Raw genomic sequence first — 26,166 nt, forward strand, 5'->3', positions numbered from 1 at the left:
TTTGTGATAGCGCGGGTTCAGGCCCGCACCGAGGTTTCAGCCGCAGCGATGAGCCGGCCCAATCCTTCCTTGTTTGCCCGCGCCCACTCGTGCATTGCGAGTGACCTGAGAACAGGAAACCCAAACATGGCCAGCGGACCCGGCAGCCCACTGGCTCGCACCAGCCGGCAGGTGTAGCTGACGTCGCTCTGTTCCGCGGCCGCTTCAATTTCGTAACGGTGGACCAAGAGCCAAGAAGCCTTTGTCCCATGCTTTTTTGACTCCACAGCGGACTCCGTGACCCGTTCAAACATCCAGGGCCGAAGCGCTTCCGTGACCACAGACGAATCCCTCATCCGGCAGATTCGGTCCTCAGCCGTCGAGGTAAACTCCGTTCCGGCGGTTGCCTGCCCTGGAGGGGCCTGCATAGACAGAAGCGTGGATGCCTCGGCCCCTCCCCACAACATGTGATGGGACAGATTAGCGAGGACGTCGAAAACGATGTCCGCCGGGACAGTGGCATGTTGATGGACTGTCACAGCGATTTCATGATTGAGGACGTTGCCTGCTGTTGATTGCTGCTTCATTCCGCACCTCCCAATGGTGTTTTGCGGATAGTCAAAGCATGCGGCGACGGCAGCGGGAAAGGATGGGGAGCATCCCCTATTTAAGGGCCCTACTCTTTATGGGATTGACGCAGGGCGAATGCTGCCGCTTCGACCCGGCTGCGCAATTGGAGCTTAGCGAGGATGCTGCTGACGTGGTGCTCGGCCGTCTTGGCGCTGATGAACAGGCGATCAGCAATCTCGCTGTTAGTCAGGGCCTCGGCAAGTAAGCTGAGCACTTCGCGTTCGCGCCGCGATAACAGCCCCAGCGCTTTCGGGCCCGTGCGGGCGGGGCCGCCAAGGGCGCGAAGAAGCACTGCGGCCTTGTCTGCCATACCGCGGGCGCCCGCCTCGTCGAATGCCGCGAGTGCCGCTCCCGCCTCGTGTACGGCCACCCCAGGGTCCGTCTCCCGCAGCGCTGTGGCCAGCGATAGATGGGCGCTCGCGGCCTCAAGGGGCATGTTGAGCTCGCCAAAAATTGAAATCGCTGCGTCCAGCCGTTCACGTGCCAAGGCCACATCCCCCAGGGCGGCTGCGACACGACCAGCGGCGAGGTGCGATGCCGCTAGTGACCGGGGCCATTGCGTCTTGGCTGCGACTTCATCAAGGCGTTCGGCTGTTGCCCGGGCCTGGCCATGGTCACCTTGTGCCAACTGGACGTCAATAAGCAACGCGAGTAGCGGCACCGTGAGCAGACCACCGCCGATGTAATGGATCTGGCGATGAAGCAGTGCAGCCGCGACCGCAGTGTCGCCCACCGCAAGCCGGACTGCTGCCGCTGCGCGAAGCGCGTCCGGGCGGTCCTCGAAGCCCGCGAGCAGTCGGTTTGCCTCCTCCACCCGGCCCTGCAGCAGCCGCAGTTCCGCCAGTTTGGCGGCAGGGTGCACACAACGTGCACGATGACCGCCTTGGTCCAATTCATGCAGCGTCTTGGTGAGCCAGCCCTCGGCACTCGCGATGTCACCAGCGGCCAGGAATATCTCCGCGCAACACGTGCCGCAGAATTCCAGCAATGCCGGATGGCCTGTACTGTGCATGAAGCGCAGCAGGGTCTTGTTCCACTGGCTGAGTCGAGATGTATCGCAGGCTTCTTCGCTGGCGCGCGTCACCATGCAGCACACGTCGCCGAAGATCATTTGGTCGTGAACTTCCCCAGCGGTTGCCACTACCATCGCCTCATCAACGAGCGTCATTCCTTCCAGCACGTTGCCGGAGGCTATCGTCCCCAGGCCCAGGAGGGCGAGGGCCATGGCTTCAAGGTCCGGGTCATCCCAATTTCGCGCAAACCCAAGCGCAGTCCTGGCATCATCACCAGCAGAGGCTGGGTCGGCCTTGAGCAGACCGCGCGTCAGCGCCATCCAGCCCCGCTCGACGCCTTCCGGCAAGCGGAACGCAAGGCCCTCCGCCCGTGCCAGCCAACCCCGGCTGACCGCCTCGCTACCCAATGCATCGGCGTACTCGCGGGCCAACCACAAAGCCGCACGAAACGCCGGAGGGTCTTGGCCCAGCCGACGAAAACCGGCGTAAGCAGCTGTGCGCTCCGCAATGGAACGATCAACGTCGCGAAGCCACCACAGCGCGCGTCCCAATCCATCATGCGCTGCAGGATCATCCTGGATCAGCAGCACGGACTCGAAAGCCTTCGCGGCTGCATTCCAATCGGAAGCAGCGAGGAAGTGATCACCCGCAGCCAGGCCTTCAGATACCGAGGCATTGACCATGTGTTCATTCTGCTCTTGGCGGTGGCTGCACCAACAGCCCTGCGGGGTCCCGGCCCGCCCTGCACACGTGCGCCCGTGCACTTCAACCCGTGGTGGAGTTCAGCCGGTTCTGTAGTTCAAACCCGTTCTGGAGTTCAGTCGCCTTCCTCCGGCTCATCGGCAGAGCGCACGGGGCTGTAAATGATGCCCAGTTCCTCGAGTTGCGCGGACATCCCGGCACCGTCCGGAGCATAGATCCAGGGAATTCCCGGCGTGGGCTGGCCTCCGGACTTCGACCTACCGCCGGCGAGCACCGCCTCACCTACTGAGAGCTGCCGGATGGCGATCGCCCTGACATTCTGCGGGTGGCGGTGTGCAAACTCGGAATAGATGGCTTCGTCGTGCTGTCCGTCGTCCCCTACGAGCAGCCACTTGATGCGGGGAAACTCTTCTGCCAAGCGTTCCAGCGAAGTGCGCTTGTGCTCCCTGCCGCTTCGGAACCAGCGGTCCGGCGTAGGTCCCCAGTCCGTCAACAGCTTCGGGCCCGCGGGGTACAAATTGCGGGACAGGAACCGTGACAACGTGGGCGCCACATTCCAAGCCCCGGTGGACAGGTACAGCACGGGAGCCGTCGGTGCCGTCCTGGCGATCCTTTCGTACAGGACGGCCATCCCCGGGGTCGGTGTCCTCGCATGCTCATTGAGCACGAAGGTGTTCCAGGCCGCCAGGAATGGTCGTGGAAGGGCTGTCACCATCACGGTGTCGTCAATATCGGAGACCACACCGAAGCCTGCGTCGTCCGCTACGACTTCCACGGGAGCTTCGACCGTCCTGGAACTCCCGGATTGCAGTGTGATCGTGTGCCAGCCGGGGTTCAGGGCTGCCTCAATGCGAACATCGACGACGCCCCCACGATCGGCTTCGACGTCATGGACGGTGCCTGCAATGTTTACCTGCACGGCTGCATGCGCGACCGGTGCGCTGATGAAGTTCCGCCACCCGCGCATGCTCTCCTGCAAGGGATTGGCATGACCTGCGGCGTCCCGGGGGTCGCTGCGGACAACCCTGGCCAGCACCCGCACCCAGGAAGTAGTTCCGTAACCCGTGTAAGGGATGACCGTTTCCACTCGACCCCGCCGGATGGCGACGCGCGTCTGGAACCTCAGCCACGCGTCGTCGAGCCTGACGGCAAGATGTCGGCGCTTGCCGTTTCCCGGCGTCGGGCCGCTTCCCGGCGTCGGGGGCTGGGCGTCGTCGCTCTTGGGCAAAATGCGCGGTTTCTCAGGACGGGGAAACATGCCTCCAGTCTGGCATGGCCGGGCGTACGCCTACGATACGGGCGTGAGCCAGGTGAGGACGGATCCGTCGCCTTCGATGTGTTCTGCCAATTCCGCGTTGAACTTTCGGCCGTATTCTGCGGTGATGTGCTCCTGGAAGGCTTCCTCGTCGCGGTAGACCTCGAACACGAAATATTCCCGCGGATTTGTTTCCCGGGTGTAGGGAAGGAACGTGACATTGCCCGGTTCTTGCCGGACGCGCCCAGCGAGTTCTGTCATCATTTCAGCGACCTTGGTTTCGCTGCCTTCCTTGACGGTGAATTCTGCGTACAGGGTTTTGGTCATGTCCAGTCCTTTGATCGATTGAATCGGGATTGCTTTAGTCAGTTCCGGGGCAATATCTCGCCGGAGCCCCTGGGGATGAGTTCCGTAGGGACGATATACGTCTGCGGTGCGCGGTCATCGCCGTCGATCCTTGCAAGGATCCGCTCGGCAGCGAGCTTTCCGATGCGTTCAGGGTGCTGGGCAACCACGGTGACCCCCGGCTCCATCATGTCCGCGAGGGTGAAGTCGTCAAATCCGACCAAGGCAACCTCATGCTGCAAACCGAGGGATTTCAGTGCCCGCATGGCACCGAACGTCACCAGGTTCTGACTGGAGAATATCGCCGTAGGGGGGTTCTCTGAAGTGAGTAGTTCGTGCGCAGCCCGGAGGGCCGTTTCCTCGTCGTGAAGATTCTCGCGGACCGCAACGGTGGAGGTCGCGATGCCGGAGCTGCCGATCTCGTTCAGGAAACCTGCCCGCCTTTTTACAGCGGTCTGGATATCAGTCCGGTCCCCAAGGTAGGCCAGTCTGGTGTGGCCGTGCTTGATGAGATGCGTGGCTGCCGTCGCGGAGCCCACTTCGTTATCCGTGACTACTGCATCCGCCTCGATGCCCACCGGCTCGCGGTCGATGAACACCAACGGCAGATCCCGGGAGTGTTCCGGGATCATGTAGGCCTGGCTCTTGGCGATCGTGGTCAGCACAAGACCATCCACGCGACGTCCCAGGAAAGCTGAAATCAGCTTTCTTTCGCGGTCCGGATCGTCATCCAGGCTTGCGGCGAAAACTGCAAGTCCCCGGGCACCGAGGGCGTCTTCCATGGCGCGGTGAATCTCGCCGCTAAAGGGGTTGGAAACACTCGGAAGCAAGAGACCGATGGACTGGGTCTTGCGTCCGGAACGCTTCAGGCTGCCGGCTGTGATGTCCAGGTGGTACTGAAGTTGCTCCGTTGCGCGCAGTACCCGCTGACGGGTTTCCTCCGAAACCCCGGGTTCATCGTTCACCACCCTTGAAACCGTCTTGATGCCCACCCCGGCAAGATCAGCAACGTTTTTCATCGTGGGGGGCTTGCGCGCAGGGTCGGGTTGGTAACGATTAGACATCGTTGTCAACGAATTACTCCTCAACTTCAATTAACACTTGACTGCACTGTGTGAGCTTGGTTACATGTTACCTGACAACGTTGTCATGGGGGAATCACTCGCCATGAGCAGCCACAAAAAACAGGAGTTTCAATGTTGAGTTCCAAAGCCTCGAGGTCGGCAAAGACCCGTCTTCTTGCCGCTGGTGCAGTCCTGACGCTGGGCGCACTGAGCCTGACTGCCTGCGGCGGCGGCTCCTCGCCTTCATCCAGCGCGAGCAGCGATGAAAAGATCGGCGTTTCGCTGATCGTGAAGACCACCTCCAACCCGTTCTTCGTCTCCATGCAGGATGGCGCCAAGAAGGCTGCCGAGGCTGATGGTGTTGATCTCAAGCTTGCTGCCGGCAAGGCCGATGGAGATGAGGACACCCAGATCCAGGCCATTGAAAACGCGATCTCCAAGGGTGACAAGGGTATTCTCATCACCCCCAACGGCCCGTCCGTAGTGGATGCCCTGAAGAAGGCCAAGGACGCCGGCTTGTTCGTCATCGCCCTGGATACCCCGCCGGACCCCGCCGACGCCGCCGACATCACGTTTGCCACGGACAACTTCGCCGCGGGTGAGCTGATCGGCAAGTGGACCGCCCAGCAACTGGCGGGCAAGAAAGCTGTGATCGCACTTGTGGACCTCTTCGATGACAAGGTTGTGTCCGTTGACTATAACCGTGACCAGGGCTTCCTGACCGGCTTGGGCATCGACACCGCCGATAAGAAGAAGAACGGCGACGAAGCCAAGACGGGCAAGTACACCGGCGGCAAGGGTGGCGAGTACGAAATCGTCGGCAGCCAGGCCTCCCAGGGCGCCGAAGACGGTGGGCGTACCGCGATGGAGACCCTGCTGGCCAAGAACCCCAACATCAACGTCGTTTACACGATCAACGAGCCTGCAGCTGCCGGTGCCTTCGAAGCACTGAAATCCGCGGGCAAGGAAAAAGACGCCCTGATCGTCTCCGTTGACGGCGGCTGCTCAGGCGTGAACAACGTCAAGTCCGGCGTAATCGGCGCCACGGCACAGCAGTACCCGGTGAAAATGGCCGAGCTTGGTGTCAAGGCCATTGTTGACCTCGCAAAGACCGGCAAGAAGCCTGCCAACTCCGAGGGCCTGGACTTCTTCAACACCGGAGTGGAGCTTGTCACAGACAAGCCCGTAGACGGCGTGAAGAGCATCACCACCACCGACGCTTCCCAGATCTGCTGGGGCAAGTAAGTTCAGGAGCAACCTAAAGTGACCCAGCAACAGACAGCCGGCCCCCCGAGCGCCGGGCACGCTGACTTGGCCGAGGAATTCCTCGACCGCCAAACGCCCCTCAGCAGAATCCGCAACATTCTCCACCGCTACCCCGCCCTCAGCCCGGCAATTGTCCTGCTGATCGCGGTGGTGGTCTTCGGACTCCTCAATGACCGCTTCCTGCGGGTGGAGAACCTCTCCCTGATCACCCAGCAGGTTGCGGTGGTGGGAACTCTGGCCGTTGCCCAGACCCTCATCATCCTGACCGCCGGAATCGATCTCTCCGTCGGCGCCGTCATGATCCTGTCCTCGATGGTGATCGCGCAGATGGCTGTCGGCAGTGGTGTCCCAGGTCCGCTGGCACTCATCGCCGGCTTGATTGTAGGACTTGCGGCAGGTGCATTGAACGGTTTCCTTGTGACACGTTTCCGGCTCCCGCCGTTCATCGTCACGCTCGGAACCCTGAACATCTTCATCGCCCTGACCCTGCTCTACTCCGGCGGCAGCACCGTCCGCGGATCCGCCATGCCCGGTGTACTCACCTGGCTTGGAAGCACCTTCCCGATCGGGCCGGTGCGTATCTCCACCGGCGTCGTCATGATGCTCTTGCTCTACACCGCCGTCGCCTTCATCCTGGGCAAAACCGCCTGGGGACGGCACGTCTACGCCGTAGGCGATGACAAGGAAGCAGCCCGTCTGGCCGGTATCCCCGTCAACCGTGTCCTCATGAGCGTCTACCTTGCCGCAGGCGCAGTCCTTGCGGTCGGCGCATGGATCCAGATCGGCCGTACCAACGCCGCAAGCCCCAACGCCGGCGTCGATCTGAACCTGGACTCCATCACCGCCGTCGTGATTGGCGGAACCAGCCTCTTCGGTGGCCGCGGCTCCATCTGGGGTTCCTTGCTCGGAGCGCTGATCGTCGGTGTCTTCCGTAACGGCCTCTCCCTCGCTGGCCTGGATGTGCTTTACCAGACCCTCGCGGTGGGCATCCTGATCATCATCGCCGTGTCCGTCGATCAGTGGATCCGAAAGGTCAAGTCATGACCATGACAGAATTTGAAGCCTCACACACCGAAACCCGCGAGCCCATCCTTAAAGCCAGGAACCTCGTGAAGACCTTCGGCCGGGTGGTTGGCCTCGACGGCGTCAACCTGGACCTCTACCCCGGCGAAGTCCTGGCCATCATCGGCGATAACGGTGCCGGTAAGTCCACGCTCATCAAGTGCCTCACCGGCGCCGAAGTTCCGGACACGGGAGAACTCTTCGTGTCCGGACAGCAGGTGCACTTCAAGCGGCCACAGGACGCCCGGGTCCACGGCATCGAAACGGTCTACCAAAACCTGGCCGTCTCGCCGGCCCTCGATGTCGCTTCGAACCTGTTCCTCGGCCGTGAAGAGCGCCTTCCCGGGCCATTGGGAAGCCTGTTCCGGATCCTCGACACCAAAGGCATGCGCAGAAAGGCCAAGGAAGAGCTCACCCGGTTGGGCATTTCCACCCTGCAGGACGTCACTGTACCGGTGGAGAACCTTTCCGGTGGCCAGCGCCAGGCAGTCGCTGTCGCCCGCGCCGCGGCATTCGGATCCAAGGTGGTTGTCCTTGACGAACCGACGGCGGCACTGGGCGTTCGTGAATCCAACCAGGTACTGCAGTTGGTCCGCGACCTGCGCGACCGCGGCTTGCCTGTCATCCTGATCAGCCACAACATGCCCCACGTGTTTGACGTTGCAGACCGGATCCACATCCAGCGCCTGGGCAAATGCGCGGCCACCATCACCCCGCAATCCCACACCATGACCGACGCGGTCGCCATCATGACAGGTGCGGCCAAAGCCTGACAGGCGCCGCCCACCTTCCGTTCCAAACGGAGCCCCCTTCTCCGTCCGCGGACCTGCCCACAGGTCCGCGGACGGATCCACACCCGGCCATCCAGCCGGTACCGACGAAAGAACCGAGATGCAAAAGCCTCCCCCCGGCACCTCTGCACATGACCAGCTGGATGTCGTTGTAATCGGCGAAGCCCTGATTGACATCGTCAACACCCCCGAAGGATCCATCAGCTATCCGGGAGGATCCCCGGCGAATGTCGCCTATGGCCTTGGCCGGCTCGGCGTATCCACGGGGTTGCTCACAGCGATCGGCGAAGACGACCACGGGAACGCCATCGCCAACCACCTCCAGAGCGCAGGCGTCCGGCTTCTTCCCGGGTCGACGTCCCTTGAACGCACAGCCACCGCTACCGCAACACTCGCAGCTGATGGCTCGGCCAGTTACGAGTTCGATATCGCCTGGGAGTTGGCTCCGGTAGCGCCTGCCATGGTCCCGAAAGTCCTTCACACAGGATCCATCGCCACTTTCCTGGCCCCGGGAGCCTCCACCGTTCGCTCTCTCCTTGAGCAAGGCCACAAGTCGTGCCTGGTCACCTATGACCCCAATATCCGCCCTGCCCTGCTTGGCAGCCATGCCGAGGCAAAGAGTATCTTCGAGGACCTGCTTCCTCTCACGGACGTCGTAAAACTCAGCGACGAAGATGCTCACTGGCTCTACCCGACGTCGTCTCCGGACGAGGTCACGTCCCGCCTGCTCGCCCAGGGTGCGCGCCTTGCCGTCATCACCCTCGGCGCTGACGGCGCCCTCCTCGCCACACAAAGTGCGAAGTTCAACATCCCCTCCGTGAAAACCGAGGTTGCTGACACCATCGGCGCCGGCGACTCCTACATGTCCGCCCTCATCTTCGGCCTTTTGGCGGAGGGCGAAGAAGGATTTGCGCCGGGAGCCCTGGAAAGCATTGGGCAGACGGCGTCAATGGCCGCAGCAATCACGGTCAGTCGCTCGGGCGCCAACCCGCCCACCGTTTCGGAACTGCAGGCACGGCTGGGCATGTCCCTCAGCGCCCCCCTTGCTGTTGCGCCGTAATTAAGGTCCTTCCCTGATGGCCTGACTCCTGAATAAACGGCTAAATCACGACGGCGGCTGGTCGCCTTTCGGTTTCGAAGAACCAAGGTTCTTTGGGAACCGTGGCGACCCGCCGCCGTCGTGCGTTTCCCGTCGGTCAACCTGACAATCCCTCTACAGCAGCCTTTGACGTATCGCAGGTCACATCGTATGATTAATGAATCGATTCAAGAATTGGATCAATCCATATAGCAACCTTCCTCATGCTGAATGAGCACCGCATTGTTCAGTCCTGGATTGGAAGAGTTTTTGTTCCTTGCCAACGACGACACAGGAGTTCAGCGAATGACCGTCACGCACCGGAGGGATACCCCTTCCACCCAGGACGACACCATCGGCCACGACACCATCGGCCGGAAGGACCCGAAGAAAGCCGCAATGAGCGGCTGGATCGGAAGCGCGCTGGAGTACTACGACTTCGCGCTCTATTCACTGGCTGCGACGTTGCTTTTCCCCACGATCTTCTTCCCCACGGAGAACCCAACTGTGGGTATCATCGCTTCCCTGGCCACCTATGCCGTGGGGTACGTTTCCCGCCCGCTCGGCGCAGTGGTCCTGGGTGCCTACGGTGACAGGCATGGTCGCAAGAAAGTTCTCGTCTTCGCAATGCTGCTCATGGGGTTCGCTACCTTCGCGGTAGGACTCCTGCCAACCTATGGACAGGTGGGGCTTCTTGCCCCCGTCCTTCTGGTGATCCTCCGCTTGATCCAAGGCTTCGCCGTTGCGGGCGAGCTCGGTGGTGCCAGCGCGATGATCGTAGAGCACTCCCCCGATGCAAGGCGCGGCTTCTTCGCGAGCTTCAGCCTTCAGGGCACGCAGGTGGGCTCCATCCTCGCCACGGCTGTCCTCATTCCGCTGGCCGCTCTCCTGCCTGATGACCAGTTCCATTCCTGGGGCTGGCGGCTGCCTTTCCTCCTCAGCGCCGTCGTGATCCTGGCCGGGTACATCATCCGCCGCCGCGTGCAGGAGCCCCCCGCCTACCTGGCGCAGCCGGAAGCGCCCAGCACCAAACGCCGGTTCCCCCTCGCAGACCTCCTCCGCACCCACCCGTGGGTCCTGGTCCGCTGCGTTGCGATGACCTTCACGAACGTCATCGGCATGGCCACCCTGATCTTCGGCGTTTCCTTCGCCACCCAGAAAAGCTATGGCAACGGCTTCTCAAGCAGTGAATTCCTCTGGGTGACCATGGCAGCAAACGTAGCCGCAGTGGTGACTATCCCATTGTTCGGGGCACTGTCAGACCGGATTGGCCGGCGGACGCTCATGGTTGCAGGCGGGATCGCGGGCGGCTTGCTGACTTTCGTGTACCTGTGGGCGATCGAACAGGGCAGCCTGCCGCTGATCTTCGTCTGCGTTGTCATCGTCCAGGGCATCCTGTTCCAGATGTGGAACGCCACCTTCGCCACGTTCTTCCAGGAGCAGTTCCCCATGCGGATGCGGGTGACGGGCTTCGCAGTCTCGCAGAACATCGGCCTCATGATCGCCTCATTCTTCCCGAGCCTGTTCACGGCCATGGCTCCTCCCGGATCAGCGAACATCCCGTTGGTCATCGGCCTGACCACTCTGGGCATCTGCCTCGTCTCAGCGTTGGCAACCCTATTGTCCTCGGACACTAAGGGAAAGACACTCGAGGACCTTGAGGTCCGCTAGCCTCAGGACGCTTGGGCTGCCCGCCTCCCCAGCCACGCATTGCGCACCTGTTCACGAAGTGTCTTTTGGCTGCGGCGGCTGACCAGGACCACGCAAGCGACGGCTGTCAAAAGGACCACCACGCCGCCGGATGCCACAGCCCAGCGGGCGCCGAATTCCGTGCCAATCCAGCCCATGAGGGGCGCTCCGACTGCCGTGCCGCCTTGCAGGATGGCGAGGTACAGGGCGAGGACGCGTCCACGGAATTGGGGTTCAACGGACAACTGGATGGTGGTGTTGCAGCTGTTCAAGAAGGTGATGGACGCCAGTCCTACTGGAACAAGCACTGCCGCGTAAATCCAGAACGACGGCGAGATGCTCGCCAGGACTGTAAAGGCGCCGAGGCTCAGGGCACCGCCCAACATGAAACGGAGCCTGGGGCCGGACCTGCGGGCCGCAAGCAACGCGCCTCCTAGCGTTCCCACGGCCATGATGGAACCAAGGAAGCCAAACTCCTCCGGCCCCATGCCAAACTCCGCCGTGGACATCAAGGCATTCGTCACCTGGAAGTTCATGCCAAAGGCACCCAGGAGGCCCACCATCAGCAAAATGAGGACCAGGTCAGGGCGTTGACGCACGTACCGGAGGCCCTCGGATAATTGGTGCTTGCCGCGGGCCACTGGCGTTGCCGGCTCCAGCTCCGTGGCCCTAACCCGGCCCAAAGAAACAAGGACGGCCACAAAGCTCGCCGCGTTGAGAAGGAAAACTGGCCCGGTGCCGATCCATGCAATGAGCACACCCGCGATGGCAGGCCCGGTCAGCCGGGCGCTGTTGAAGGACGCAGAGTTCAGGGCCACTGCATTGGAGAGCTTGTCCGGACCAACAAGTTCTGACACGAACGCTTGACGGGCCGGACCGTCGATGGCCGCGGCCAACCCCAAGGCAAGGGCAGCGAGATAGACGTGCCACAACTGGGCCACACCCATTACCACCAGAAGGCCGACGACCAGCCCGCAGATTCCCATGGCCGTTTGGGTCCAGAGGAGGATCACACGCTTTCGGTATCGGTCAGCCAGGACGCCCGCATAGGGCCCAAGCAGGAGCATGGGCAGGAATTGCAGTGCTGTGGTGATGCCGACTGCCGTTCCCGAGTGATTCGTGAGGACCGTCAGAACCAGCCAGTCCTGTGCCACCCTTTGCATCCAAGTGCCGACGTTGGAGACCAGTGCACCACCAGCCCACAGCCGGTAATTAGGACTTTCGAGGGCACGGAACATGGCACTCACTTGGCGCTCATCTCCTGCATGATGTGCGCGGCCCGGCTGAGGGTCAGGCGGTCCTCCTCGCTGAGTCCTGCTACGCGCTGGGCCAGCCAGGCAGTCCGTTGGCTGCGGGCCTCGGCCAGAACTTCCTGACCTGCGGCAGTGATGCTGATGTGGATCTGGCGACCATCTTCGGGATGCGCCTGCCGAGAGACGAAGCCCTGCGCGGACAAGGCGTTCACGATGCGGGTCATGGACGGCGCCTGGACGTGCTCCAACTCCGCCAATTCCCGGAGCGTCTGCGAACCGGAGTTGAGATGTGCGAGCACCGTGTACTGCCCGGGAGTAATGACATCACCGGTGGCTTCGATGCGGAGCCTGCGGGATGTTCGCATGACCGCGGTTCGGAGGTCGATCGCAAGGAGGTCCGCTTGGATGTCCTCCGCCTGGATATCCGGGGTTCCCTCGCCGGAAGGAGTGGCTGTTTTGTTGGCCGCGGTCAATGGAAGGCGCCTCCTGAGGTCGCATAATAGTTAGCAGTGCTAATTAGCTACGCTAACTATTATGTTCCTCCCCCAACCGGCTGTCCACGGAATGTGAGCAAGCTGGCTCAGGCAACAGGCGTCTAACTAGGCGACGAGCCTGCGACCGTTCTCCATGACGGCGACCAGCAGCCGTCGTGATTACACCTGAAAGCAGTGATCAACCGCCATGCTGGACGGCAATAACGATCTTTCCGCGAGTATGGCCTTCCATGTTGAGCCGGAAGGCGTCCGCAGCCTTGGCCAACGGGAGTGATTCTGCCACCTCGACCTGGATTCTGTGCTCATCAACAAGATCTGCGAGCTCCTGCAGCTCGGCACCAATCGGCTTCACCCACATCCAGGTGCCGCCGTGTTCTTCTACCTCGCTATCGGCAATGGAGGCGTGTCGGCCACCTTCTGCCAGAACCTCCAGGGTTGCCTTGAGGTTTCCACCTACGAAATCGGCTACAACGTCTACACCGTCCGGACGCAGGTCCAGTACCCTCGCCGAAAGTCCTTCGCCGTACGACACCGGTTCGGCGCCGAGGGAACGAAGGAAATCGTGGTTCCGCTCCGAAGCCGTCGCGATAACCCGCGCTCCGAGCGCCACGGCAATCTGGATGCCAAGGGAGCCAACGCCACCGGAACCACCGTGGATCAGCAGCGTCTCCCCCGGCTGGAGACCGAGGCGCTTGAGGACTTGATACGCCGTCAGCCCTGCCAGGGGAAGTCCGGCAGATTCGTCCCATCCCAACGATGCCGGCTTGCGGGCAAGGAGCCGTTCGGGCAACGCAATGAACTCTGCAAAGCTGCCTCCGTGGACATAGTCCTTGCGGCCGTATGCAATGACTTCGTCCCCGGGCTGGAATTGCGGGGCGTCAATTCCCACCGATTCCACAACGCCTGCCACGTCCCAGCCCGGAATGGCCGGGAACTGAAGGTCCATAACGGAGTCCAGGTACCCAGCCATGATCTTCCAATCCACCGGGTTCACAGATGCCGCCCTGACTCTTACCAGGACCATGCCCGGCCCCACTTTGGGCATCGGCTGGTCAGTCAGTTCCAGCACGTCCGGACTTCCGTATTCACTGTAGGTAATCGCCTTCATGCGAGCGTCAACCCCAGCGGTGGTGAAGCTATTCCTACCGGGGCTTAACGTCAGACGGCGCGGGGTGAGTTTTCCAAAACCATGGAAGCCAGTTCCTTGGCCAAGCGGACAGCCCCCGGCTGGGCATCCAGGTGCGAGTTGGACACCGCTCCGTCATAGAGCAGGCGGATGCGCGCCGCGACATCTGCTGGATCGGCAAACCGGGCCTCTTCGCAGAGCAAGAGGATCGCGTCGGAAAGCCAGTCGCGGAACGTTTTCAGGGCTTCAGCCTCGACGCTTCCCGGGAGGGCTTCTGCGTTGGCATTGGCAAACGGGCAGCCCTTGTACCCGGGCGAGGTCACCGCTTCGTGAAGAGAATCAAAGATGGCCAACAATTTCGCTGTGGGCTCGTCAAGCCCAGCCTGGTGCCTGGCTATCCGCTCACGGCGTTGCTGATCCCGGCCCGCCAAGTAGGCAGAAATCAGCTCGTCTTTGCCGGAAAAGTTGTAGAAGAGCGAGCCTTTGGCCACGCCGGCCTCTTCGATAACCCGGTCGATCCCAACTGTGTGTACGCCCTCCGAGTAGAACAGTTTGTCCGCAGCATCAAGGAGGCGTTGACGAGCAGGCACCCTGGTAGTCACCATGCATTCCAGCATATCAGACAGGTCTGTCTAAAAATTCTTGACTTAATTGAACAGACCTGTCTAACTGGGAAGAGTTAGACCGACCTGTCTAAGGAGACTTCCCTTGCACCGTTCCATCCCACCCAAACCGGCATTCGCTGGGCTGGCGCTCGTTTTTGCGGCGTTCTTCTTCGCCGCCGGCGCACCCACACCTTTGCTCTCACTACGTCAACAGGAATGGGGATTCTCAGCCGGCACCCTGAGCTTCGCATTCTCCGTCTACGCCCTTGCGCTGCTCGCCGCCCTCTTGGTGGCCGGCTCGCTTTCGGACCATCTGGGTCGTCGGCCTGTCATGCTTCTGGCCCTTTATGGAGAACTCATCTCCATGGTCATGTTCCTGGCCGCGCCCACCATCACATGGGTGATCCTTGCACGGGCCCTGCAGGGGATCGCCACCGGCCTTGCAACCGGCGCCTTCAACGCCGCGATCCAAGAGCAGGCCCCTGGCTCCCTCAAGAAACTTGCCGGCAATCTCGCCGGCGCGTCCGTCGCGGGCGGACTAGGACTGGGAGCGTTGGTAACTGGCGCAGCGGTTCAGTTCACGGCTGACGCCAACACCTTGATTTTTGCCATCCTGGCGGGGGCCATGGTCCTCGGCATCATCTTTGTCAGTTTCACCTCCGAGACAGCCGTGACACGCCCGGGCGCAGTCCGTTCCCTCACCCCGCGTCTGAGCATTCCCGGCAAAATACGCCGGGAGTTCGCCGCAGGCCTCCCCCTTCACATCGCCGGGTGGATGTTTCCAGCCCTCTTCCTTGGCCTCTCGCCGGCGCTGCTCCGGGTCCACTTTGCGCTGGACGGTGGCCTGGTGGCTGGTTTCACCGCCTTCCTTGGCCCGTTCTCAGCCGCGGTGGCAAGCCTGGTACTTGGCCGCTACCCCGCCCGACACAGCTCGCTCGCCGGGGTCTCCTTCATTCTGCTCGGGATCCTGGCGGTCCTCTTCGGAATCAATGCAACATGGCTCCCCGCGGTCTGGGTCGGAGCAGTACTGGGCGGAATTGGGTTCGGCGGATCGTTCGGTGGACAGATCCGACTCATCGCACCGCACATTCAGCCGCATCAGCGCGCCGGGGTATTCGCCAGCATTTACGCAGCCGCATACTTGGCGTTCAGCGTGCCGGTCATCATCGCTGGCCAACTCGCGCCCGTGTGGGGGCTCGTGCCGACCTTGCTGGCATACGGAGTGACCCTCGCTGCCTTCGCTGCCGCTGGCGTCGTCATCCAAGCGGCGCTGTTGAAATCTGAATCCACACCCAAGCCTGCCCCAGCGCGATCCCCTGTGACGGCCAACAGCCGGCCGGATTGATACCCTGCCGCTGGCTTTCGGGGCGTACGACGGCGGGCGGCGGCTCATCAGCGCAACGCCGCCTGCCGCCGTCGAGCGTTTCACGCCGGGTGGTTCACCTGCGTTGACTGGGCGTTTCGGAGGGAGGACGCTGTGAGAAACCCGCACTTGTGGAGGAGGAGTCATGGATCCCCGGGAGGAATTCCTCGCGTGGGCTGAACCTGCCCTGCACGCAGCCGAGTCCGCGCTTGTCAACGGGGACCCCTCGCGCCGCATTGAAATGTGGTCCCACCGCGAGCCAGTAAGCCTGTTTGGAGCAGTGGGCGTCTCGGCCACAGGGTGGACCCAGCTGGAACCGACGTTTCGGCGAGTAGCAAGCCGGCTTACTGACGGCCAAGACGTCACGTTGGACGTTATGGCCTACGACGTCGTGGGAGACATGGCGTACACCGCCGCCGTTGTCCGCTTCACCGGCACCATTGACGGAAGCGCTCCCCGCCCGTTCGCCCTTCGCGCCACCAGCGTCTTCCGTCGCGAGGAAGGTGAGTGGAAAGTCATCCACGAACACACCGACTTCGTCAGCCCGGAAGACACGATGCCAAGCGGCGGGTCCTAATCCTGCGACGGCGCAACACCGGTCTTGGCAGCCGTTTGGGCGGCGATGGCGTCGTCCGCCTTGGAGGGCATCGCGACGACGGCGATGACAGTAAGCACCGCACTCACCAGCACGGCCAGGAAGACGGCGGTGGAAGCGGACACCGTTGTTTGCGGATCGGGGCCGCCGCTGGGGCCGCCGGCATAAATGGCATTTGCGATCGCACCATAAACGGCCACGCCAATCGAACTACCGATGGAGCGGGCAAAAAGATTTGTGCCGGTAACTACCCCGCGCTCGTTCCATTCAACGCTCGACTGCGCGGCGATCAGGCTCGGTGTCGCGACCAGCCCGAGTCCCAGGCCAACAATGAAGCAGGCCACGGCCACCAACAAAACGTTGGGTGATGAGGCGGTGAGGGCAAGCACGGCAGCGCCGATGACCGTCACGGAAATACCGATCAAAGCCGTCCTTCGGAACCCGATCCGAAGATAGAACCGGCCAGCCTGGGACGCACTGATTGGCCAGCCGACCGTCAAGGCTGCCAAAGCGAGTCCGGCAAAGACCGGGGAAGTCGCCAGCGCTCCTTCGAGGAACGTTGGGACGTACGAGGTGAGACCAAGAATGGCTGCGCCAACGCCAAAGGAGATCATCGCCGTCGTCGCCAGCAGGCGGCGGGAAACAACCCACGGTGGGAGGACAGGCTCAGCCGCTCTCCTCTCTACGAAGAGGAAGGCGACGAACACCAACGCGCCGACGGCAAACACCGTGATGCTTATGGAGGAGTTCCAAGGCCAGGCTTGGCCGCCCTCAAGCGCTCCCAGGATGAGCAAGCTTAGCGAGACCGTTAGGAGCCCTGCTCCCAGATAATCGACCCGGTGTTTCGTCCGCTCGACGTTCTCGTGGAATGTCCGGACCAACATCCATCCGGCCAGAAGACACAGCGGGATGTTGATGAAGAAGATCCAACGCCAAATGCCCAAGGAAGAAAGAATGCCTCCCAATGTCGGTCCAACAACGGACGATACCGCCCAAACGCTGGCAAGGTAGCCCTGTACCTTCGCCCGCTCCGCGAGCGTGTAAATATCCCCGGCAATGGTGATGGACACCGGCTGGATGGCTCCCGCGCCGAGGCCCTGAAGCACCCTGAAAGCGATGAGGGCGGGCATACTCCAGGCCAGCCCGCACAGGATGGAAGCCAGGAGGAACAGGCCGATCCCGCTGAGGATGATCGGCTTGCGGCCCACGACGTCGGACAGCTTGGCATAGACGGGCACGGAGACTGCCTGCGCCAACAGGTACGCCGAAAAAAGCCAAGGAAAAGACGTGAAACCGCCGATGTCATCCACAATCGATGGCACCGCCGTGGCGACTATCGTCGCATCAATGGCCACCAGCCCGGTGGAGAGCATCAGGGCAATGAGGATGGGTCCCCGGCGGGAACGGAACCCGACTCCGTCAGCAGCAGTTTCTGTAGTCACTTATCCCGTCCCGTCGTCATCTCAGCTTGTTCGCGCACATAGCTTTCGGCCCCGAATGGCGTAACCGCGCGCGTCGCCGAAATAGTCCCGGGAACGCGCAACTTTCGAACGAGGCCTAGCAGTGGGTGCATCCCAGGGCTAGCGACAACGACGGCGGGCCACCCCAAGGTTCCTGAGGAACCAGCGTTCCAAAGAACCAGGGGTGACCCGCCGTCGTCGTAAATTCAGTAAAACTTAGTCGTTGATCAGATCATGCACAACGATCGTCTGGTCGCGGTCCGGTCCGACGCCGATGGCCGAGAACCGCGTACCGGAGAGCTTTTCCAAAGCCAGCACATAGTTGCGGGCATTCTCCGGAAGGTCCTCCATGGTCCGGGCGCCGGTGATGTCCTCAGTCCAACCGTCGAAGTACTCAAAGATCGGCACCGCGTGGTGGAACTCGGTCTGCGTCATCGGCATTTCGTCGTGGCGGACGCCGTCGACGTCGTAGGCAACGCAGACCGGGATCTGCTCGATGCCCGTGAGGACATCCAGCTTGGTCACGAAGTAGTCCGTGAAGCCGTTGACGCGGGAAGCGTGGCGCGCCAGCACGGCGTCGTACCAACCGCAGCGGCGGGGACGGCCGGTGTTCACACCAAACTCGCCACCGGTCTTCTGCAGGTAGACGCCCATCTCGTCGAAGAGTTCCGTGGGGAACGGGCCGGCGCCAACGCGCGTGGTGTAGGCCTTGATGATGCCGATGGAGCGCGAAATGCGGGTGGGTCCAATGCCCGAGCCAACGGAAGCACCGCCGGCCGTCGGGTTGGAGGACGTGACGAACGGGTAGGTGCCGTGGTCGACGTCGAGGAACGTGGCCTGGCCGCCTTCCATGAGCACAACCTTGCCCTCGTCCAGAGCGTTGTTGAGCTCAAGCGTGCTGTCGATGACCAGCGGGCGGAGACGCTCTGCGAAGGACAGGAAGTATTCCACGATCTCGTCCACCACGATGTCGCGGCGGTTGTAGACCTTGACCAAGAGTTCGTTCTTCTGGCGCAGGGAGCCTTCCACCTTCTGGCGGAGGATCGATTCGTCGAAGACGTCTTGGACGCGGATGCCCAAGCGGGCCACCTTGTCCATGTAAGCCGGACCAATGCCACGGCCCGTGGTTCCGATGGCGCGGCTGCCGAGGAAGCGCTCCGTGACCTTGTCCAGGACCTGGTGGTACGGCGCTACGAGGTGTGCGTTGGCCGAAACGCGCAGACGGGAGGTGTCCGCGCCACGGGCTTCAAGGCCGTCGATTTCCTGGAAGAGAGCCTCGAGGTTCACCACGCAGCCGTTGCCAATAATGGGAATTGCATTGGGGCTCAGAATGCCCGCGGGAAGGAGCTTCAGCTCATACTTCTCACCGCCAACCACCACGGTGTGCCCGGCGTTGTTGCCGCCGTTGGGCTTAACCACGTAGTCAACACGGCCACCGAGCAGATCGGTAGCTTTGCCTTTGCCTTCGTCGCCCCACTGGGCTCCGACGATCACGATAGCGGGCATGGGATCCTCCCCCATTCTTTCGGGCGAGACCAAGCCGGATGGCCAGGACTCGACGCCGTACATGAGAATGCCCCGACTTACCGGTGCAGCCTGCCGCATGGCAGCATACGCAAGAGTTTCGGGGCTCTTACCAGCCAAGTTTAGCCGATGGGGCCTGAAACTCTGGTGTCAAGGAGTGTCCCGGGGACGTTTAGCGTCAGTTTGGAGTACGCCGGTGACGATTCACAGATTGGTGCAGGAACCACCAGCCCTTCGAAAGCGGAGATGGCGGCAGCGGACGATTCTCGTCTCCACATATCCGGAATCATGCCGGAATTCGCGCCCCACTGTCGAGACGTCCGCCACGATCCCGGGCAACACGCCGTGTCTCATTTGGGGGCGCGCCGAAACAGGGTGCTGCAGCGCCCATAGTCCGGTAAGGTTAGTTAGCCCCCAACAGCACCCTTTGAGGTTCGGCAGCGGCATGCCTGCGGCCCCTTGGATAGGTGCGCGCAGTAACACCTAGGAGACCAAACCCCTGATGCAAGACCTGGCGACTGAATCACCCGAAGAACTCCTCTGGAACCGCCGCTACGAACCCCACATCGCCGAGGTCAACGGTCTGTGCGATTCCCTGAAGGAACAGAAGCCAGGCAGCGAGGTCCTCTACATCGACCCCGCCCACAGCATGGACGACTGCCGTATCGTCAGCCTTTTCTCCAACCAGCGCACCAATTCGGGCGAGGGCTTCATCGCCCCGGGCGACGAGGAAGCAAGCACCCGCATGCTGGGCATGCAGTGGCAGCTGGGCCTCCGCCCCGAGCTCATGATGCCGTGGAACGCGTACCCGTGGATCGAGCCCAACGAGGAACCGGGCAAGCTGACACCGGCAAACATCACCGAAGGCCTCAAGCCGCTCCTGCGCTTGCTGGCGATCCTGCCGCGCACGTCGGCCCTTGTGGCACACGGCAATGAAGCGCACCGCCTTGCCGACCAATTGATGAAGGCTGCCCCCGCCAGCATCGCCCGCCGCGGCTTCAAGACCTTCAAGGTCCGTTCCCTTGGTGGCCGCTCCTTCGCCGGCACACCCGCCCGCCAGCAGGAATACCTGGACGCCATCCACAGCGCATACGCCGAGGCCATGGCACGCACGGGCATCCCGCGCAAGGCTTAGTCTCCCCCAACTGAGTCGCATTTGTGCGCGTTTTGAGCGCTCGAAACGCGCACAAATGCGACCTAATTGGGCGGGTTAACGACGACGGCGGCCCCCACCTTTTGGTGAGGGCCGCCGTCGTCGTTTGCTTAAGCAGCGCAGGCCTTAGCTGGCCTCGATCGCTGCCTTGGCCTTCGGGTCTGAGTCGTTGAGGAACTTCTCGATCCGCTCGGGCTCTTCGGGCTCGCCGATTGCAGCGGCGGCACGACCCAGCGCGTAGAGCGCGCGCAGGAAGCCCTGGTTGGGCTCGTGCTCCCACGGGATGGGCCCGACGCCGCGCCAACCGTTGCGGCGCAAGGAGTCCAGGCCGCGGTGGTAACCCACGCGGGCGTAAGCGTAAGAGTCGATGGTGCGGCCCTCAGCCCAGGCTTCCTCGGCGAGGATTGCCCACAGAAGAGACGACGTGGGGTTTTTCTCCACGAGGTCCAGCGCTTCCTTGCCGAGAGCCAGGTGCTGGTAGATCTCGGTTTCGGCGGGCAGGAGCGTGGGCTCCGGCCCCATCAGGTTCTTCCGGAATTCGTCGGACATTAGAACGTCTTGCCGACCGATCCGAGCTGCTGGGCTGCTTCGACGATGCGCGCGGCCATGCCGGCTTCGGCGGAAGCGCCCCAGACACGGGGGTCGTAGGTCTTCTTGTTGCCCATTTCGCCGTCGACCTTCAGGACGCCGTCGTAGTTGGAGAACATGTGGCCGGCAACCGGGCGGGTGAACGCGTACTGGGTGTCGGTGTCGATGTTCATCTTGATGACGCCGTAGGAAACAGCGTCAGCAATTTCCTGCTCCGTGGAGCCCGAGCCGCCGTGGAACACGAGGTCGAACGGGTTGTCCTTGCCGATCTTGGCGCCGACCTCGGCCTGGATCTGCTTGAGCAGTTCGGGGCGGAGCTTGACGTTGCCCGGCTTGTAAACGCCGTGCACGTTGCCGAAGGTCAGGGCCGTGAGGTAACGGCCGTTTTCGCCGGCACCCAAAGCCTCGATGGTAGCGAGAGCGTCTTCGGTGGTGGTGTAGAGCTTCTCGTTGATTTCGTTCTCAACGCCGTCTTCTTCGCCACCGACGGTGCCGATTTCCACCTCAAGGATGATCTTCGCTGCAGCTGCGCGCTCAAGCAGTTCGCGGCCGATGCGCAGGTTGTCGGTGAGGGTCTCGTGCGAGCCGTCCCACATGTGCGAGTTGAAGATCGGGTCCTTGCCGGCCTTGACTGCTTCCTCGGAAGCTGCCAGCAGCGGGAGGACGAAGTCGGCCAGCTTGTCCTGCGGGCAGTGGTCCGTGTGGAGGGCGATGTTGACGTTGTAGTTCTTGGCAACTTCGCGGGCGAACGCTGCGAAACCGAGCGAACCGGCAACCATGTCCTTAACCGAAGCGCCGGACCAGTAGGCTGCGCCACCGGTGGAAACCTGGATGATGCCGTCGGATTCGGCCTCGGCGAAACCGCGGATCGCAGCGTTCAGAGTCTGCGACGACGTCACGTTGACCGCGGGGAAAGCGAATCCGCCAGCCTTTGCGCGGTCGATCATCTCGGAGTAAATCTCTGGGGTTGCAATGGGCATGGTGACTCCTATGCTGAATTCGTCTGTGGGTTGGTAACCCTGGAGTAGACCGCTTACGGCTAGCTCCCATCCTAGCGATATCCGCCGGGACGCCGTGTTTCGGGTCACTGGGGCTCTTAACACTTCCGCCGAGTTGGCATTTAATGACAATCCTGCGCGGGCGGTTTGGATTGTCATTAAGTGCCATCTCGGCGGGAGTTAGACAGGCTGCTGGAACACGTGCCGGCGAACCCAGGCGTGCATCGCGATCGCCGCAGCCGAGGCAGCATTCATGGAACGCGTGGAGCCGAACTGCTCAATGGACAACGTAGCAACAGCGGCTTCATGGACCTCGGGTGTGAGGCCCGGGCCTTCCTGCCCGAACACCAGGACGCACTTTTCCGGGAGGTCGTAGGTCTCCAGGGGCACGGAATCCGGGAAGATATCGATGCCGATCACGGCAAGCCCCTCCCCCTGCGCCCACTGGACAAACTCCTCGACGGTGGGGTGGTGGCGGACGTGCTGGTACCGGTCGGTGACCATCGCCCCGCGACGGTTCCAACGGCGTCGACCAATGATGTGGACCTCTTTGGCGAGGAACGCATTGGCTGTGCGCACAACCGTGCCGATGTTGAGGTCGTGTTGCCAGTTCTCAATCGCGATGTGGAATTCGTGCCGCTTGGAATCCAGGTCCGCGACGATCGCCTCGTGCTTCCAATACCTGTACTTATCCACCACGTTGCGGCGGTCACCATCCCTGAGCAGGTCCGGGTCCCAGTGCTCGCCAACCGGCCACTCGCCTTCCCAGGGCCCGACGCCGACCTCCGGTTTCGCTTCAGTCCCGCCTTCTGCCATTGTCCTGTCAACTTCCACGGTTCCGTCAGGGGAATGGGCAGGGGTGGGCAGGGCTGTGTTGGGGGGAAGGTCAGTCACCCCTCAACTTTAGCCCTGCCCGGTCTTTGCTCTTTGCCCGCCGGCTAGACCATCTTCCACTTGTTGATGCGGTACGAGTTGGCCAGCTGCTCCATCAGGCCAGGGTGGGCGTCCCAATAGGTCTTGTGCCCGCTAACGCCCAGCATCTGCGGCGTTCCCCACGGTGTGACCGAGAACAGGTTGACTGCCTGGATTTCTTCCCCACGCGCGTTGGTGCAGGTGAATCCAATGACCACGGCAGCGCCACGACGGAATTCGCGAATCTCGGGCATCGAGGTCTTGAAATCCGAGGTGCACTTGTGGCCAACCAGGTTCTGGGGCAGCTCGGTGGCAGTCATGCCCTTGTACCGGGCCTCGATATCTTCGATCGCGGCCTTGATCTCTTTCGGATCCTTGCCGAACTTGCCTTCGTCGGACTCGGCGAAGAATGCATATGCGAGAGCAATGCCGTCGCCGTCCGCCTCCACGGTGCCTTGGGCCTTCTTCTGAATTTCTTCACCGGTGGTGGGGTCCTTGGTGATTCCGAAGGATTCGTCGTGGGTCCACTCGGCCAGGTACTGGAAGGAAGATTCGCCCGTGACCCACTTGCTGAACAGCGGGTCGCCGTCGGCCGGGACATTCGTCGGGCCAGCGAATTCTTCCCACACGCTGGGCAGCGGGATGGCACCATCCGGAATCTCAGAGGAGGCGGTTGCGTCGCCAGACGGCTCCGCAGACGGGTCATCGGACGGCTCGGCTGCCGCGTCCGACGCTTCGTCGGAGGCACTGGCCGAAGGCACGGGACTCTCTACGGCCACCGGTTTGGTCACCGAAGGAATCAACCATGCGAACACAACTACCAGCGCAATGATCACGACGACGGCGACCCCACCGAGGATCAGGAACAGCGCCTTCTTGTTGTGGTCGCCCGGGCCCTGGCTGGGTCCGCCGGGCTGGCCGGGGTAGCCCGGTTGACCTGGATATCCAGCCTGGCCGCTGCCCTGCTGCTCCGGGTAGCCGCTGCCCGGCGGCGGGAAACCAGGCTGACCCTGCTGCGCCTGTGGGTAGCGGTGGACAGTTTCCGCGAACTCGCCGTCAACGTGCCCCTGCTGGGTTGGGAATTGTTGCGCGGGGAAAGCCTGGGTGGGCGCCGGCTGTGTCGGGAAAGCCTCCGTCAGGCCTTCCTGCGCCTGCCCTTCCGGCTGATACATGGGCTGGGTCTGGTCCGGTTGATACTGCCGGTATTGCCCCTGCCCGGTGTCGTAGCGTGGCTGCGGCACGCCGTCGGGATTGTACGGAGGCTGCGGCACTCCATTGTTGTTGCTCATGACAGGCCCTTTCAAACGTGTTGAGTACCGGCGTATCTGGGGATATCCGGTTATCGATCCAGTAGTGGGGACCTGCTGAAGTGCGGCGACACAAAAAATCCACCATGTCGATCCCCCGACCCACGGTGGTGGCACGCCTGCGCCGGAACAAGCGTAGTTCAGTCCGTCGAGTAGCGGGCAAGTCACAGTGGTTTTCCACATGGGTAGAACTACCCACATAGCGGAATGCCAAGGATGTTTAGCCGCTCGAATGATGAAAGACTGGGAAGCAGTGCATGACCAAACCCAGCCGGAGGCAAATATGGCAGAAGAATCCTCGCCCCACACGTCCGCATCGGTTTACCGGAACGGCCACGAAATCGAATGCTGGCTCACGGACATGGACGGCGTGCTGGTTCATGAAAACCAGGCAATCCCGGGTGCAGCCGAGCTCATCCAGCGCTGGGTGGATACATCCAAGCGCTTCCTGGTCCTGACCAACAATTCCATCTTCACTCCGCGGGACCTCGCAGCCCGCCTCCGCGCGTCCGGGCTGGAAGTTCCGGAGGAGAACATCTGGACGTCCGCGCTGGCCACGGCCCAGTTCCTCAAGGACCAGGTCCAGTCCTCTGATTCCGGCAACCGCGCCTACACCATCGGCGAGGCCGGCCTCACCACCGCATTGCACGAGGCCGGATTCATCCTGACGGACACGGAACCTGACTTCGTGGTACTCGGCGAGACCCGCACCTACTCTTTCGAAGCGATCACCATGGCCGTCCGCCACATCCTGGCCGGCGCCCGTTTCATCGCGACCAACCCTGATGCCACCGGTCCTTCCAAGGACGGCCCCATGCCGGCAACTGGCGCAATCGCGGCAATGATCACCAAGGCAACGGGCCGCGAGCCGTACATCGTGGGCAAGCCGAACCCCATGATGTTCCGCTCGGCCATGAACCAAATCGACGCCCACTCGGAGACCACGGCCATGATCGGCGACCGCATGGACACCGACATCGTGGCAGGAATGGAAGCCGGGCTCCACACCGTCCTGGTGCTCAGCGGCATCACCCAGCGCGAGGAAATCGTGTCCTTCCCGTTCCGCCCCAACCAGATCCTGAGCTCCGTAGCCGATCTCAAGAGCCAGATCTAAAGCCAAAGGAGTCCCGTCATGGCTGTGCTCAACCTCCGTCCTCTGGCCGGTGGCCGGATACTGAGGGGGAGCCAGCCGTTTGGCCTGGATGCTGCCGCGACATCTGGATTCCTGGCGGAGCACGGCATCCAGGCCATCATGGACTTGCGCAGCGAGCTCGAGCGGTCCTTCGTTCCGTGGCTGGTTTCAAACGGCTCCGCCCCTTTGAATGCAACCAAGCCCGACGGCGGTGGCGGGAGTACCGCCGTCGCCGCGCCCGGCGTCGAGCTCATCCACAATCCGCTGGACCCGAACGCTGTGGCGGGTTCGTTGCAGGCAGTGCAGACGCCGGAGGACCTGGGCAACCTGTATTTGGGCTGGATCCGCGTCCGGCCGGAGTGGGTTGCCGATGCCTTGCGTCCTGTCGCGGAAGGCAAGCGCACACTGGTTCATTGTTCATTGGGCAAGGACCGGACCGGAGTGGTGTCGGCGATCGCACTGATGGCCGCGGGTGAATCGGACGAGGCCGTAGTGAAGGATTACACGGCCACCACCCGTAACCTTCCGAACCTTCTGCAGGTCATGGCCGAAACGTGGCGGCTCCACGTCCCCTCCACGCCCGCACAATATTTCAGCCCCGACCTCATGATCCTGCAGAGCCCGGAAGCGGCGATCCGGCATTTCCTGGTCGGCTTCGCGCGGGAGTTCGGAGACGCCCGCGGCTTCCTGCGCGAGGCCGGCCTCACCGCCGTCGAGGTTGACGCGCTGCGAGGCTGAAGCACTGGGGAATGAAGAAGCTTCCTGACCCTCTTTGACGCCGC

General features: G+C 62.3%; 25 protein-coding genes. 10 read left to right on the forward strand and 15 right to left on the reverse strand.

Annotation, left to right across the window (positions count from 1 at the left end):
• Positions 1 to 17 precede the first annotated feature (17 nt).
• The 5 genes from KSW38_RS01700 to KSW38_RS01720 form a co-directional block, all read right to left on the reverse strand.
• Complete coding sequence (locus KSW38_RS01700; protein ID WP_216922058.1) at positions 18 to 566, reverse strand: hypothetical protein; 549 nt, start codon at positions 564 to 566, stop codon at positions 18 to 20.
• A gap of 89 nt (positions 567 to 655) precedes the next feature.
• Positions 656 to 2,305, reverse strand: a complete 1,650-nt coding sequence (locus KSW38_RS01705) for a LuxR C-terminal-related transcriptional regulator (RefSeq protein ID WP_216922061.1) — start codon at positions 2,303 to 2,305, stop codon at positions 656 to 658.
• Between the two features lie 134 nt (positions 2,306 to 2,439).
• On the reverse strand, positions 2,440 to 3,582 hold the full coding sequence (locus KSW38_RS01710) for an App1 family protein phosphatidate phosphatase (RefSeq protein ID WP_216922064.1): 1,143 nt from the start codon (positions 3,580 to 3,582) through the stop codon (positions 2,440 to 2,442).
• Between the two features lie 30 nt (positions 3,583 to 3,612).
• Positions 3,613 to 3,906, reverse strand: a complete 294-nt coding sequence (locus KSW38_RS01715; protein ID WP_216922067.1) for a putative quinol monooxygenase — start codon at positions 3,904 to 3,906, stop codon at positions 3,613 to 3,615.
• A 38-nt stretch (positions 3,907 to 3,944) separates the two neighbouring features.
• Entirely contained in the window at positions 3,945 to 4,943 is a 999-nt protein-coding gene (locus KSW38_RS01720) for a LacI family DNA-binding transcriptional regulator (RefSeq protein ID WP_216922070.1), read from the reverse strand.
• Between the two features lie 177 nt (positions 4,944 to 5,120).
• Here KSW38_RS01720 and KSW38_RS01725 point away from each other — a divergent pair, with 177 nt between their 5' ends.
• The 5 genes from KSW38_RS01725 (at position 5,121) to KSW38_RS01745 (ending at position 10,856) form a co-directional block, all read left to right on the forward strand.
• Positions 5,121 to 6,233, forward strand: a complete 1,113-nt coding sequence (locus KSW38_RS01725; protein WP_216922074.1) for a substrate-binding domain-containing protein — start codon at positions 5,121 to 5,123, stop codon at positions 6,231 to 6,233.
• A gap of 18 nt (positions 6,234 to 6,251) precedes the next feature.
• Positions 6,252 to 7,298, forward strand: coding sequence for an ABC transporter permease (locus tag KSW38_RS01730; protein ID WP_216922077.1), 1,047 nt, complete (start codon positions 6,252 to 6,254; stop codon positions 7,296 to 7,298).
• Positions 7,295 to 8,089, forward strand: a complete 795-nt coding sequence (locus KSW38_RS01735) for an ATP-binding cassette domain-containing protein (RefSeq protein WP_216922080.1) — start codon at positions 7,295 to 7,297, stop codon at positions 8,087 to 8,089. Before KSW38_RS01730 ends, KSW38_RS01735 begins: the two co-directional genes overlap by 4 nt.
• Before the next feature lie 118 nt (positions 8,090 to 8,207).
• Positions 8,208 to 9,167 carry a carbohydrate kinase family protein gene (locus KSW38_RS01740; RefSeq protein ID WP_216922084.1) on the forward strand — a complete coding sequence of 320 codons (960 nt, stop codon included), beginning with the start codon at positions 8,208 to 8,210 and terminating at the stop codon, positions 9,165 to 9,167.
• A gap of 324 nt (positions 9,168 to 9,491) precedes the next feature.
• Positions 9,492 to 10,856, forward strand: coding sequence for an MFS transporter (locus KSW38_RS01745; RefSeq protein ID WP_216922087.1), 1,365 nt, complete (start codon positions 9,492 to 9,494; stop codon positions 10,854 to 10,856).
• A 2-nt stretch (positions 10,857 to 10,858) separates the two neighbouring features.
• Here the strand turns inward: KSW38_RS01745 and KSW38_RS01750 are convergent, their stop codons facing one another.
• The 4 genes from KSW38_RS01750 to KSW38_RS01765 all read right to left on the reverse strand — a co-directional run bounded on the left by KSW38_RS01750 (position 10,859) and on the right by KSW38_RS01765 (position 14,352).
• Complete coding sequence (locus KSW38_RS01750; protein ID WP_216922090.1) at positions 10,859 to 12,121, reverse strand: MFS transporter; 1,263 nt, start codon at positions 12,119 to 12,121, stop codon at positions 10,859 to 10,861.
• Positions 12,118 to 12,492: a MarR family winged helix-turn-helix transcriptional regulator gene (locus KSW38_RS01755; protein ID WP_216922808.1), complete on the reverse strand. Its 375-nt coding sequence runs from the start codon at positions 12,490 to 12,492 to the stop codon at positions 12,118 to 12,120. The genes KSW38_RS01750 and KSW38_RS01755 overlap by 4 nt, the downstream gene beginning before the upstream one ends.
• A 307-nt stretch (positions 12,493 to 12,799) precedes the next feature.
• Positions 12,800 to 13,729, reverse strand: coding sequence for an NADP-dependent oxidoreductase (locus KSW38_RS01760; protein ID WP_216922093.1), 930 nt, complete (start codon positions 13,727 to 13,729; stop codon positions 12,800 to 12,802).
• A 50-nt stretch (positions 13,730 to 13,779) separates the two neighbouring features.
• A complete protein-coding gene (locus tag KSW38_RS01765) occupies positions 13,780 to 14,352 on the reverse strand; it encodes a TetR/AcrR family transcriptional regulator (protein WP_216922096.1) in 573 nt (190 codons plus the stop codon).
• Positions 14,353 to 14,455: 103 nt separating this feature from the next.
• Between KSW38_RS01765 and KSW38_RS01770 the strand changes: the two genes are divergently transcribed.
• Together KSW38_RS01770 and KSW38_RS01775 are read left to right on the forward strand one after the other, a co-directional pair.
• The gene (locus tag KSW38_RS01770; RefSeq protein ID WP_254185954.1) at positions 14,456 to 15,697 is read left to right on the forward strand and encodes an MFS transporter; all 1,242 of its coding nucleotides are present in this window, start codon (positions 14,456 to 14,458) and stop codon (positions 15,695 to 15,697) included.
• A 163-nt stretch (positions 15,698 to 15,860) separates the two neighbouring features.
• Positions 15,861 to 16,292 carry a YybH family protein gene (locus KSW38_RS01775; protein ID WP_216922099.1) on the forward strand — a complete coding sequence of 144 codons (432 nt, stop codon included), beginning with the start codon at positions 15,861 to 15,863 and terminating at the stop codon, positions 16,290 to 16,292.
• Here KSW38_RS01775 and KSW38_RS01780 read toward each other — a convergent pair.
• A complete protein-coding gene (locus KSW38_RS01780; RefSeq protein ID WP_216922812.1) occupies positions 16,289 to 17,683 on the reverse strand; it encodes an MFS transporter in 1,395 nt (464 codons plus the stop codon). The two genes, KSW38_RS01775 and KSW38_RS01780, sit on opposite strands and share 4 nt — an antisense overlap.
• Positions 17,684 to 17,986: 303 nt before the next feature.
• Positions 17,987 to 19,276, reverse strand: a complete 1,290-nt coding sequence (locus KSW38_RS01785) for an adenylosuccinate synthase (RefSeq protein ID WP_216922102.1) — start codon at positions 19,274 to 19,276, stop codon at positions 17,987 to 17,989.
• A gap of 520 nt (positions 19,277 to 19,796) precedes the next feature.
• On the opposite strand from KSW38_RS01785, the gene KSW38_RS01790 reads away from it, so the two are divergent.
• Complete coding sequence (locus KSW38_RS01790) at positions 19,797 to 20,429, forward strand: uracil-DNA glycosylase family protein (protein WP_216922104.1); 633 nt, start codon at positions 19,797 to 19,799, stop codon at positions 20,427 to 20,429.
• 144 nt (positions 20,430 to 20,573) lie between these two features.
• Here KSW38_RS01790 and KSW38_RS01795 read toward each other — a convergent pair whose 3' ends face one another.
• The 4 genes from KSW38_RS01795 to KSW38_RS01810 all read right to left on the reverse strand — a co-directional run bounded on the left by KSW38_RS01795 (position 20,574) and on the right by KSW38_RS01810 (position 24,234).
• Positions 20,574 to 20,996, reverse strand: a complete 423-nt coding sequence (locus KSW38_RS01795; protein ID WP_216922107.1) for a DUF3151 domain-containing protein — start codon at positions 20,994 to 20,996, stop codon at positions 20,574 to 20,576.
• The gene (gene fbaA, locus KSW38_RS01800; RefSeq protein WP_216922110.1) at positions 20,996 to 22,015 is read right to left on the reverse strand and encodes a class II fructose-bisphosphate aldolase; all 1,020 of its coding nucleotides are present in this window, start codon (positions 22,013 to 22,015) and stop codon (positions 20,996 to 20,998) included. The genes KSW38_RS01795 and fbaA overlap by 1 nt, the downstream gene beginning before the upstream one ends.
• 198 nt (positions 22,016 to 22,213) lie before the next feature.
• A complete protein-coding gene (locus KSW38_RS01805; protein ID WP_216922113.1) occupies positions 22,214 to 22,927 on the reverse strand; it encodes a TrmH family RNA methyltransferase in 714 nt (237 codons plus the stop codon).
• 44 nt (positions 22,928 to 22,971) lie between these two features.
• Entirely contained in the window at positions 22,972 to 24,234 is a 1,263-nt protein-coding gene (locus tag KSW38_RS01810) for a hypothetical protein (protein ID WP_216922116.1), read from the reverse strand.
• Positions 24,235 to 24,535: 301 nt separating this feature from the next.
• Between KSW38_RS01810 and KSW38_RS01815 the strand changes: the two genes are divergently transcribed.
• Positions 24,536 to 25,366 (forward strand): HAD-IIA family hydrolase, encoded by an 831-nt coding sequence (locus tag KSW38_RS01815; protein WP_216922814.1) that lies wholly within the window; start codon positions 24,536 to 24,538, stop codon positions 25,364 to 25,366.
• Positions 25,367 to 25,384: 18 nt separating this feature from the next.
• Positions 25,385 to 26,122: a tyrosine-protein phosphatase gene (locus tag KSW38_RS01820; protein WP_216922120.1), complete on the forward strand. Its 738-nt coding sequence runs from the start codon at positions 25,385 to 25,387 to the stop codon at positions 26,120 to 26,122.
• The last annotated feature ends 44 nt before the right edge of the window (positions 26,123 to 26,166 follow it).

The sequence above is a fragment of the Paenarthrobacter aromaticivorans genome (genome assembly GCF_019038615.1).
Lineage (GTDB): Bacteria > Actinomycetota > Actinomycetes > Actinomycetales > Micrococcaceae > Arthrobacter > Arthrobacter aromaticivorans.

Coding starts and splice junctions, on each gene's coding strand:
- KSW38_RS01700 (WP_216922058.1), bottom strand. CDS start 566: ATGAAGCAGCAATCAACAGCAGGCAACGTCCTCAATCATGAAATCGCT.
- KSW38_RS01705 (WP_216922061.1), bottom strand. CDS start 2,305: ATGGTCAATGCCTCGGTATCTGAAGGCCTGGCTGCGGGTGATCACTTC.
- KSW38_RS01710 (WP_216922064.1), bottom strand. CDS start 3,582: ATGTTTCCCCGTCCTGAGAAACCGCGCATTTTGCCCAAGAGCGACGAC.
- KSW38_RS01715 (WP_216922067.1), bottom strand. CDS start 3,906: ATGACCAAAACCCTGTACGCAGAATTCACCGTCAAGGAAGGCAGCGAA.
- KSW38_RS01720 (WP_216922070.1), bottom strand. CDS start 4,943: ATGAAAAACGTTGCTGATCTTGCCGGGGTGGGCATCAAGACGGTTTCA.
- KSW38_RS01725 (WP_216922074.1), top strand. CDS start 5,121: ATGTTGAGTTCCAAAGCCTCGAGGTCGGCAAAGACCCGTCTTCTTGCC.
- KSW38_RS01735 (WP_216922080.1), top strand. CDS start 7,295: ATGACCATGACAGAATTTGAAGCCTCACACACCGAAACCCGCGAGCCC.
- KSW38_RS01740 (WP_216922084.1), top strand. CDS start 8,208: ATGCAAAAGCCTCCCCCCGGCACCTCTGCACATGACCAGCTGGATGTC.
- KSW38_RS01745 (WP_216922087.1), top strand. CDS start 9,492: ATGACCGTCACGCACCGGAGGGATACCCCTTCCACCCAGGACGACACC.
- KSW38_RS01755 (WP_216922808.1), bottom strand. CDS start 12,492: ATGCGAACATCCCGCAGGCTCCGCATCGAAGCCACCGGTGATGTCATT.
- KSW38_RS01760 (WP_216922093.1), bottom strand. CDS start 13,729: ATGAAGGCGATTACCTACAGTGAATACGGAAGTCCGGACGTGCTGGAA.
- KSW38_RS01765 (WP_216922096.1), bottom strand. CDS start 14,352: ATGGTGACTACCAGGGTGCCTGCTCGTCAACGCCTCCTTGATGCTGCG.
- KSW38_RS01775 (WP_216922099.1), top strand. CDS start 15,861: ATGGATCCCCGGGAGGAATTCCTCGCGTGGGCTGAACCTGCCCTGCAC.
- KSW38_RS01780 (WP_216922812.1), bottom strand. CDS start 17,683: ATGCTCTCCACCGGGCTGGTGGCCATTGATGCGACGATAGTCGCCACG.
- KSW38_RS01785 (WP_216922102.1), bottom strand. CDS start 19,276: ATGCCCGCTATCGTGATCGTCGGAGCCCAGTGGGGCGACGAAGGCAAA.
- KSW38_RS01790 (WP_216922104.1), top strand. CDS start 19,797: ATGCAAGACCTGGCGACTGAATCACCCGAAGAACTCCTCTGGAACCGC.
- KSW38_RS01795 (WP_216922107.1), bottom strand. CDS start 20,996: ATGTCCGACGAATTCCGGAAGAACCTGATGGGGCCGGAGCCCACGCTC.
- fbaA (WP_216922110.1), bottom strand. CDS start 22,015: ATGCCCATTGCAACCCCAGAGATTTACTCCGAGATGATCGACCGCGCA.
- KSW38_RS01810 (WP_216922116.1), bottom strand. CDS start 24,234: ATGAGCAACAACAATGGAGTGCCGCAGCCTCCGTACAATCCCGACGGC.
- KSW38_RS01815 (WP_216922814.1), top strand. CDS start 24,536: ATGGCAGAAGAATCCTCGCCCCACACGTCCGCATCGGTTTACCGGAAC.
- KSW38_RS01820 (WP_216922120.1), top strand. CDS start 25,385: ATGGCTGTGCTCAACCTCCGTCCTCTGGCCGGTGGCCGGATACTGAGG.